We start from the raw sequence: 9,313 nt of genomic DNA on the forward strand, positions 1-9,313 counted from the left end.
CGTTTTTTTATGGTTTTTCCGGACGATCAGCCGCGCGGCTTGAGCTGCGGGAAGAGGATCACGTCGCGGATGGCGTCGGAGCCGGTCAGCAGCATGAGCAGGCGGTCGATGCCGATGCCCATTCCCCCGGTGGGAGGCATGCCGTATTCGAGCGCGGAGAGGAAATCCTCGTCGATCTTGGAACCGTCGCCGGCGGCCTGTTCCTCGAAGCGCTTGCGCTGCTCGATCGGATTGTTCAGCTCGCTGTAGGCCGGGGCGATTTCCTTGCCGCCGATGATCAGTTCGAAGACATCGACGAGTTCCGGATCGTCGGAGCAGGCGTTGGCGAGCGGAACGAGCTCCTTCGGCAGGCGGGTGATGAAGGTCGGCTGGATCAGGGTGCCTTCGATGGTCTTGTCGTAGATTTCGTGGGTGACCTGCTTGAAATCCATGCCCTTCTCGACGTGGACTTCGAGTTCCTCGGCCTTGGCCACGGCTTCTTCGAGGGTTTTCCCGAACCAGTCGGCCCCAAGGTGTTCCTGGATCAGCTCATGGTACGGCACTTCGCGCCACGGGGTGGCCAGATCGATGGTGTTGCCCATCCATTCGAATTCCATTTTTCCGAAGATGGTTTCGGCGAGGTGGGTGAACATGGACTGGATCAGCTCCTGCATGGTCCGCATGTCGCCGTAGGCCTGGTAGATTTCGAGGCAGGTGAATTCCGGATTGTGGGTGCGGTCCAGCCCTTCGTTGCGGAAATTGCGGTTCATTTCGTAGACGCGGTCCATGCCGCCGACGATCAGGCGCTTGAGGTACAGCTCCGGCGCGATGCGCATGAAGACATCGATGTTGAGCGCATTGTAATGGGCCATGAACGGCTTGGCCGCCGCGCCGCCGGCAATCTGCTGGAGCATCGGGGTTTCGACTTCGAAGTAGCCGCGGCCATCGAGGAACTTGCGAATTTCGCGCGTCACCAGCGTGCGCTTCTTGAAGACATCCATCACCTCCGGATTGGAAATGAGGTCGAGCGAGCGCTGGCGGTAGCGGGTTTCGACGTCGGTCAGGCCGTGGAATTTTTCCGGCAGCGGCAACAGGGCCTTGGAAAGCAACTCCCAGCGGTTGACGCGGATGGTTTGCTCTTCGGTGCGGGTAATGAACATTTCGCCTTCCACGCCGATGATGTCGCCGAGGTCGAGCAACTTGAACGCGGCAAAACTCTCTGCTTCGAGGATGTCCCCCTTCACCATGAGCTGGAATTTGGCGGAGCCGTCGGAAATGTGGGCGAAGGCCATCTTGCCCATCTTGCGGATGGCAACGATACGGCCGCAGGCCCGGACCGGCTTGCCTTCCTCGAAGTCGGCGTGCAGGTTCGCTAGATTGTCGGTGCGTTCGAACGCCTGACCGAAAGCCGGGAATCCGGCCTCTTCCAGCTTCTTCATGTTTTCGATGCGCTGCTGGCGGTATTCGTTCCCTGAAAGTTCTTCGCTCATGTTCCTCTCCTAAAAAAAGTGGCCGCAAACCATAGCATCCCATCGCCCCAAGGCAAGCTTGCTTTGGGGAATGGATGGCTGGATTTGCGGATCGCCCAAAAATTGAAACGGCGGGAAACCGCCGTTCAATCCATCCTCATTCCCAATCGGCCAAGCGCAGGTTGGGATTGACGTCCACCGGTTCGGCGCACGCCTTGTTGAGCCGCGCCTTTTCATAGGCGACGCCCGCGATCATGGCGGCGTTGTCGGTGCAAAGCGAGGGCGGGCAGAGCAACAGCGGCACCCCGGTCTTTTCCGCGAGCGCCGTCAGCTTCTCGCGCAGGATCTTGTTGAGCGAAACCCCGCCCGCGCAGGAAAAGCTCTTCACCTCGAAACGCCCGAGCGCCCGCTCGACGCGCATCGTGAGGGCCTCGGCGACCGCTTCCTGGTAGGACGCGGCGATATCGGCCAGCTCCTGCCCTTGCGGTTCGTGGTCGAGGTTTTTGACGTGGGTCAGCAGCGAGGTCTTGAGGCCGCTGAAGCTGAAGCAGAGATCGCGGTCGTATTTGTAGACCCATTTGCCGCGGTCGACGCTGTCGAGCCCGCGCGGGAAGCGGATGGCGTTCGGGTTGCCGCCTTCGGCGGTCTTCTGGATGATGGGCCCGCCGGGATAGCCGAGCTTGAGCACGGCCGCCGCCTTGTCGAGGGCCTCGCCCGCCGCATCGTCGATGGTGCTGCCGAGCAATTCGTACTGCCCCGTTCCGCGCATCAGCACCAGGCTGGTGTCGCCGCCGGAAACCATCAACCCCAGCAGCGGGAACACCTCCTCCTCGGTCGGGGCATCCTCCTTCATGAAAACGGAATGCAAATGCCCTTCGTGGTGGTTGACGCCGATGAGCGGCTTGCCCAAGCGCTGCGCCAGCGTCTTGGCGGCGGCATAGCCGATCAGCAGCGAGCTGGCCAACCCGGGGCCGTAGGTGACGGCGAGGGCGTCGATGGAAGCGTAGGTTTCGCCGGCGGCTTCGAGCGCCTCCTCGATGATGCCCGGCAACTTGGCCACATGGTTGCGCGAGGCGATTTCCGGCACCACGCCGCCATAGGGGCGGTGCTTGGCGATTTGCGAGTAGATGGCGTTCGACAACACCTTGCGGCCGTCTTCCACGACGGCGGCGGCGGTTTCATCGCACGAGCTTTCGATTCCCAGGATTTTCATGGCGCATATAAAACGGGGCCAGACCGAATCATTCAAGCCCCGTTTTAGACAATTGGATGGCCGGCGGGGCGAATCCGCCCCGCCAAGCAGCCGCCCCGCCACGCGCAATCGGCCCGATTGCGGGGGTGGATGAACAAAGCAGTTGACCTGCGGCGATTCCCGTAGATAAATCTTCGAATGCCTGATTCCGAAAACAGCAAGAATATCCAAACCTTCCTCCGGTTCACCATCCTGCAATCGATTGGCACCGGCATCTGGATGGGGAGTGTTTTCAGCCTATTCATCGTCATTATGGCGGAGCAATCCGGCTCGTTGTTCGGTCTCCGGCCGAACGAAGTGCTGGGGGCGACTTCGGCGGTCAGCGGCATCGTGATGCTGCTGTTGGTCCTGCCGGCAGGATTTCTCGCCGACCGCTGGTCGCGGGAGGGAACCATCCGCATCGCCATCGGCTCGGGCATAATCGGCGTGCTTTTTCTCATGCTGGGGCAGAGCATTTATTCGATTATTATCGGGTTGGTTTTCTATGGCGGGTTCAATGCCCTCTCGGGGCCGGCGGCGGAAGCGCTGCTGGCCGACTCGGTCGCGTCCGGCAACCGCTCCGGGATCTATACCCGCATCCACGCCACGCGGCAGTTCGGGATGACGTTCGGCCCGCTCCTGAGCATTTTCCTGTTCCTTTGGCTGGGCAACACGTGGGAGCTCTCCATTCTTCGCCGGGTGATGACCGCCGGGCTGGGATTTGCCATGGTTTCCATTTTCCTGCTGGCGGGCCTGAAGGAACGGCATACCCTCGGCGATGAAAGCGAGTCGGTGCACCACGCCCCTGGGGCGGAACGCCATCAGGCGGCGAGGAAGGGGCAGCGCTTTGTTCCCATGACCATCCTGCTGGCCAACTTCATCGTCGGAATGGGCGCCGGAATGACGGTGAAGTTTTTCCCCGTCTTTTTCCGCGACATCTACAACCTGAGCCCGGTCCAGGTGCAACTGATCCTCACCCTCACCTTTGCCGTCAGCGCAGGGCTCGGGATCCTGGCCCAGCGCATATCGAAAAAACGGGGGCGGGCGCAGATGATCGTTTTGGTCCAGGCCCTGGCCATCGGCTGCCTGGCCTCGATCGCCTTCTATCCGGCCGTCATCTGGCTCGTTCCGCTGTTTGCCTTGCGCAATGCGCTGATGAATGCCTCCCAGCCGCTGAGCCGCTCCATCATCATGGATTTTGTGCCGAAGAAAAACCGCGGCACGTGGAACGCGTTGCAAAGCGTTGCCTGGGGCATCTTCTGGAGCGCGTCGGCCGTGCTCGGCGGCTTCCTGATCGGCGACGGGAATTTCCGACAATGCTTCCTGATCACCGCCGGCGTATATGCGATCGGCACCCTTCCGATCCTCTTCATCATCCCGTTCGTCGAGCAAGAACGGAGCCGGGATCACCAACGGTAATCCTCCGGCGCTCCGCCACGGCGACGCGGAGGTCGCCCTTCATTCCGGTTGCTTAATCCTTTGGCGCACGAAACGGCATATTGGCGCCGGTTTCCTTCAGCCACGCGTCGAGTTTGCGCTCCAGGCGCTCGGCCAATTCGGGCGATTGCCGGGCCAGGTTGGTCGTCTCGCCGATATCGTTGGCCAGGTTGTACAATTCGAGCTCGCCGTTGTCGTTGCGTTTGATGAGCTTGTAGTCGCCTTCGCGAACCATGGTGCCGAGACGGTTCATCCGGTGGAAGGCATAGTTGGGATAGTGGATATAGATGGCGTCGCGTTCGAAACCGTTGGACTTCGACAGCAACGGCACAATGCTCTTCCCGTCGAGGGGGTGGTCCGGGGTCGGCGCCAGACGTGCGGCTTCCAGCAGCGTCGGGTAGCAATCCATGCTGATCACGGGCGTGGCGCAGGTGGTGCCGGGTTCGACCGTGCCCGGCCAACGCACAATCCAGGGAATCCGAACGCCGCCCTCGTAGAGCATGCCCTTGAAGCCGCGCAACGGCCGGTTGTCGCCGTCGTATCCCCCGTTGTCCGACTTGAAGACGACCAGCGTGTTTTCCCGCAGGCCGAGCTCGTCGAGCGCCTTGAGGAAGCGGCCGATCTCCGTGTCCATCGCCTCGATCATGGCGGCATAAACCGGGTTCTTGATTCCGGGACCTTCGCGGCCGCGATACTTGGCAATCAGCTCCTCGCGCGCCTGCATCGGGTAGTGCACGGAATAGGGCCAATAATTCAGATAGAACGGCTTGTCCCGGTTCTCCGCAACAAATGCGATCGCCTCGTCCGCCAGGCGCTCGGGCAAATATTCGCCCTCCATCTTCGGTTCGATGGTCGGGATGCTGTAAGGCGCGAAGTAGCTCGGCGGGCCGCCGCGGAAACAACCGCCGATGTTGATATCGAAGCCCTGCTTGTCGGGGCGGAGCTCGGGCTCGGACGGCCCGTCCTTGTCGTCCCGGGAGACGTAGGAGAGATGCCACTTGCCCACGTGGGCCGTGGCGTAACCGGCGGCCGAGAGCCGCTCGGCAATCGTCACATAGGAGAGCGGGAGGTTGCGCGCGGCATCCGCTTCATGGAGATCCGAGCCCTCCAACGCGAAACCCGCTTTGTTTCCCGGGGCGTGGTTGGTCAGGTGCAAGCGCGCCGGGGCCTGTCCGGTCATCATTGCCGCGCGGGTGGGCGAACAAACCGGGGCCGCGGCGTAGGCGTCGGTGAAGCGCATGCCTTCGGCCGCGAGTCGATCCAAGGCGGGGGTATCGACGAGCGGGTTGCCGTAGCAATGCAGATCCATCATGCCCAAGTCATCGGCCATGATCACGACGATGTTGGGCATCGTCCCTTTGCCGGCGGGTTCTTCTCCACGAACGGATCCAGCCATCGCCAGCAAAGCGATGGCCACGGGCAGGGCGGATTTTCGGTTCAGTATCTTCATCAGGATTCCTTCGATGCAAAGGGTTGGAAAACAGGCGTTGCGGTTTGCTTCCCGGATGCGAGAAACGGGCGGAACAACCGTTTTCTTTCAAGCGAAAACGGGACTTGGGGTTTCGACCCAAGTCCCGTCTGCAAACATTCAAGCGGCAGAAACTACATGCTCATTTCGGCGGCTTCGAATTCCTTGATCTCCTGGTCGAGTTCCTCGAATGCCTTGGAGGCGCGGAACCGCTCGTAGAGATGCTTGGCGGAATTGTTGCTCTTGAGCGATTCGTCGATGATGTCGGGGTTGAGGACCATCAGGACGTAGGCGGTGGTGATGCCGCCGTCGGATTCGAACTTCTGCATCCGAGGAGCGGTACCCTGCAGGGTCTGGGACGTGATCTGCTTGGTGGCGGAGCTGAAGAGTTCGTTCATTTCGGAGCCGCTGGCTTCGCCGATTTCCTCGATGAAGGCCTTCTCAAGGTTTTCGATCTTCACCTGAACGAGCTGGGCGAGGCTCTTGCGGGCTTCAACCTTGGCCTTGGTGATGGCCAGTTGCTGGTTGCGGGATTCGGCGATACCAACGGAGGCCATGCCCCCCTTTTCCGTGATCTTGCCGACTTCTTCCTGCATGTAGTCGAACATGGTTTTGTCGGAATCTGCCTTGGGGGCGGATTTGCATCCGGCAAATCCAATGCAGACGGTCAGTGCTAGTAATCCAAAGGCCATACGCTTCATCACTCTATCTCCTGTTGTAGTTCAACGACCGGACCATCCGATCCAATAAATCATCTTAAAAGCGGAAGGCATTATCCTAGTAAGGGAAAAACATCGCAACTGTTTTTTGAGTGTAACTGCCCTGCCCATTGGCTATGGTTCTGCGCCAATGAAGATACTGATCCTAGCGAACCGCCTACCCCACGGAAACGTTGCGGGCGGACACCGCCTAATCTACCAACGCATGCGGCAATTGGTCGAGCGCGGCCACGAGGTTGGGCTGGCGGCCTTCATTGATCCGGAAGAGGAACGGCACCTGCCGGAATTGCGCCGCATGCTGTTCGAGGCGGAGACCGTCCCGGCCAAGCAGCGGCGGCTGGCCGTGCGCGTTTTCCGCGACTATGTCAGCGGCTCGCTGCCGGCCATTTTCTGGAAAAACCACGCGCCGGCCATGATGCAGCTGGTGGGCGATCTGGTGGAGCGCAGCAAATACGACGTGGTCGTGGCCGAGTTCAGCGAAATGGGCATGTACCTCTACCGCAACCCCTATCTTTCCGCCGTCCACAAGGTGGTCTCGTGCCACCGCTGCCTAACCACCACCTTCGCCAACTACATCGAACTGCCGGGCATCCCGCTTTCGTTGCGCCTCAAGAGCGCCTCGCAGATGCATGTGCTCGAAAAATACGAATTCGAGCTCTACAGCGCCATGGACCACATTCTCACCCTGACCGCCGAAGACCGCTTCGCCCTGTTGCGGCATGCGCCGCAGCTGCCGGTGTCCGTCATCCGCCCGGGGATCGACTTCGACTACCTCGACCGCGAGCCGACCATCGCCGCCGAATCGCCCATCATCATGATGTGCGGCTACTTCGCCGACAAATCCAACAACGACGGCGCGCTCTGGTTTGCGCACGAGGTCTGGCCGAAACTCGCGGGGAAACACCCCAAGCTCAAATGCATTTTCGTCGGCACCGGGGCCAGTAGCGAGATGAAGCAATTATCCGAAAAAGAAAGCCGCATCCGCGTTTGCGGACACGTCGACGACCTGCGCCCCTACCGCGAACAGGCGACCATCTTCATCAACCCCATGCGCCTGGGCTCCGGGCTTCGCGTCAAGGTGCTCGAGGCGATGGCCACCGGGCTGCCGGTGGTGAGCACCGCGCTCGGCGTGGCGGGCATCCCGGCCCAGAACGGCGTCAACTGCTTCGTGGCCGACACCCCGGAACTCTTCGCCCAATCGATCGAATGGCTGCTCAGCGACGCCCGCCTGGCCGACGGCATGGGCCGGGCCGCCAAGGCGATGGTTCAACGGCACTACGACATTCGATCCGCCATCCGCGAGCTTGAACAGGTTCTCGCAGAAGTGGTATCCATCTAGCTTTCAATCAAACAACCACAGAGGAAGCGCCATGATTCATCACATCCCATTCGACTACATGCACCAATTCATGATCGACGTCTTCAAGGGCATCGGGGTTCCGGCGGACGACGCGCTCGTCTGCGCCGATGTTCTGATCGCCTCCGACAAGCGCGGCATCGACTCCCACGGCATTGGCCGCCTCAAACCGATCTACTACGACCGCATCGTCCATCAAAAGATCCAAGAGCCAGTCACCGAGTTCGAGGTCGTGCGCGACCACCTCGCCACGGCGGTCGTGGACGGGCACCACGGCATGGGCATGGTCGTCGCCAAGCGTTGCATGGAAATGGCGATCGCGAAGGCGAAGCAGCACGGCCTCGGCATGGTGGTGGCACGCAACTCCACCCACTACGGCATCGCGGGCTACTATCCGCTGATGGCCACCGCGCAGGACATGATCGGCCTTTCGGGCACCAACGCCCGCCCGTCGATCGCCCCCACTTTCGGGGTGGAAAACATGCTCGGCACCAACCCGCTCGTCTTCGGCTTCCCGACCGACGAGCCGTTCGACTTCGTGAACGACTATGCCACCTCGATCATCCAGCGCGGCAAGATCGAGCAGTATGCCCGCGAAGGCAAGGCGTGCCCCGAAGGCCTCATCGTCGGGCGCGACGGCAAATCGAAGACCGACTCGAAACAGATCCTCGAAGATCTCGTCAAGGGCGAGGCCGCACTCGCCCCCATTGGCGGCATCGGCGAAGAGACGGGCGGCTACAAGGGCTATGGCTTTGCCACGGTCACCGAAGTCCTCTCCTCCGCCTTGCAGCAGGGCGCCTTCCTCAAACAGCTGGTGGACCGCGATGCCGGCGGCAACCGCAAACCCTACGAGCTCGGCCACTATTTCATGGCCATCGACATCAAATGTTTCTGCGAACCCGCCGACTTCCGCAAAACCGCCGGCGACATCATGCGCGCCCTGCGCGAATCCGAAAAAGCCCCCGGGGCCGAACGGATCTACACCTGCGGCGAAAAGGAATACCTCGCCGGCATCGCGCGCGCCGAAACGGGCGTCCCCGTCAACGAAGCGCTGCAGAACGACATGGTCACCATGCGCAACGAACTCGGCCTCGACTACCACTTCGATTTCGAATAAACCCCGCAACGCATCCCCACAGAGACCACAGCGGACGGAGCCAACGAACAGCGGCCGCTCCCCTGTGCGCTCCGTGGCAACCCCCTATTCTTCGCCCATGGAACTGAACCTTTCAGACACGCAAAAGGACGGACTGCGCAAAAAGCTCGTCGCGATCTACTTCGACGAGTTCGACGAAGAGATCAGCGACTTCAAAGCCAACCAACTGCTCGACGCACTTCTTGGCGCACTGGCCCCGGCCATCTACAACGCCGCGATCCAGGACATGAAACAGTTCATGTTCACCCAGCTCGAAGACCTTGAAGCCATCTACACCAAACCGTAGCCGCGAAATCCGCACGGCGCCGGGAAACGGCAACCGCGTTTATTTCGAAGATTCCCATTGACTTCGCCCACCCGCCCCCCTACCTTCCGTCCCTTGTTTTTGACCCCAAATGTCTGGGGGAGGTGAATTTAGAAATGGCACAAGAAACCTGCGAAGTAAAAGTACGCCGCGGAGAAAGCGTTGACCGCGCCCTCCGCCGCCTGAAGAAAGC

At 60.9% G+C, this 9,313-nt stretch carries 8 protein-coding genes; 4 read left to right on the forward strand and 4 right to left on the reverse strand.

The features are described 5' to 3' along the window. Positions 1-26: 26 nt before the first annotated feature. Both lysS and tsaD read right to left on the reverse strand, forming a co-directional pair. Positions 27-1,469 carry a lysine--tRNA ligase gene (lysS, locus tag ABYO54_RS09790; RefSeq protein WP_372808068.1) on the reverse strand — a complete coding sequence of 481 codons (1,443 nt, stop codon included), beginning with the start codon at positions 1,467-1,469 and terminating at the stop codon, positions 27-29. Between the two features lie 136 nt (positions 1,470-1,605). Then, positions 1,606-2,661: a tRNA (adenosine(37)-N6)-threonylcarbamoyltransferase complex transferase subunit TsaD gene (gene tsaD / locus ABYO54_RS09795; RefSeq protein ID WP_372808069.1), complete on the reverse strand. Its 1,056-nt coding sequence runs from the start codon at positions 2,659-2,661 to the stop codon at positions 1,606-1,608. Between the two features lie 177 nt (positions 2,662-2,838). Between tsaD and ABYO54_RS09800 the strand changes: the two genes are divergently transcribed. After that, positions 2,839-4,098 (forward strand): MFS transporter, encoded by a 1,260-nt coding sequence (locus tag ABYO54_RS09800; RefSeq protein ID WP_372808070.1) that lies wholly within the window; start codon positions 2,839-2,841, stop codon positions 4,096-4,098. Between the two features lie 52 nt (positions 4,099-4,150). Here ABYO54_RS09800 and ABYO54_RS09805 read toward each other — a convergent pair whose 3' ends face one another. Next, positions 4,151-5,566 carry a sulfatase gene (locus ABYO54_RS09805; RefSeq protein ID WP_372808071.1) on the reverse strand — a complete coding sequence of 472 codons (1,416 nt, stop codon included), beginning with the start codon at positions 5,564-5,566 and terminating at the stop codon, positions 4,151-4,153. 152 nt (positions 5,567-5,718) lie between these two features. Beyond that, positions 5,719-6,288, reverse strand: a complete 570-nt coding sequence (locus ABYO54_RS09810; protein ID WP_372808072.1) for a hypothetical protein — start codon at positions 6,286-6,288, stop codon at positions 5,719-5,721. A gap of 145 nt (positions 6,289-6,433) precedes the next feature. On the opposite strand from ABYO54_RS09810, the gene ABYO54_RS09815 reads away from it, so the two are divergent. From ABYO54_RS09815 to ABYO54_RS09825, 3 genes are all read left to right on the forward strand, one after another. Next, positions 6,434-7,642 (forward strand): glycosyltransferase, encoded by a 1,209-nt coding sequence (locus tag ABYO54_RS09815; RefSeq protein ID WP_372808073.1) that lies wholly within the window; start codon positions 6,434-6,436, stop codon positions 7,640-7,642. Positions 7,643-7,673: 31 nt separating this feature from the next. Next, the gene (locus tag ABYO54_RS09820) at positions 7,674-8,777 is read left to right on the forward strand and encodes an Ldh family oxidoreductase (RefSeq protein ID WP_372808074.1); all 1,104 of its coding nucleotides are present in this window, start codon (positions 7,674-7,676) and stop codon (positions 8,775-8,777) included. A gap of 73 nt (positions 8,778-8,850) precedes the next feature. Next, positions 8,851-9,102, forward strand: coding sequence for a DUF2164 family protein (locus ABYO54_RS09825; protein WP_372808075.1), 252 nt, complete (start codon positions 8,851-8,853; stop codon positions 9,100-9,102). Positions 9,103-9,313: the final 211 nt, after the last annotated feature.

It is taken from the genome of Pontiella sp. (genome assembly GCF_041622395.1).
Classification (GTDB): domain Bacteria; phylum Verrucomicrobiota; class Kiritimatiellia; order Kiritimatiellales; family Pontiellaceae; genus Pontiella.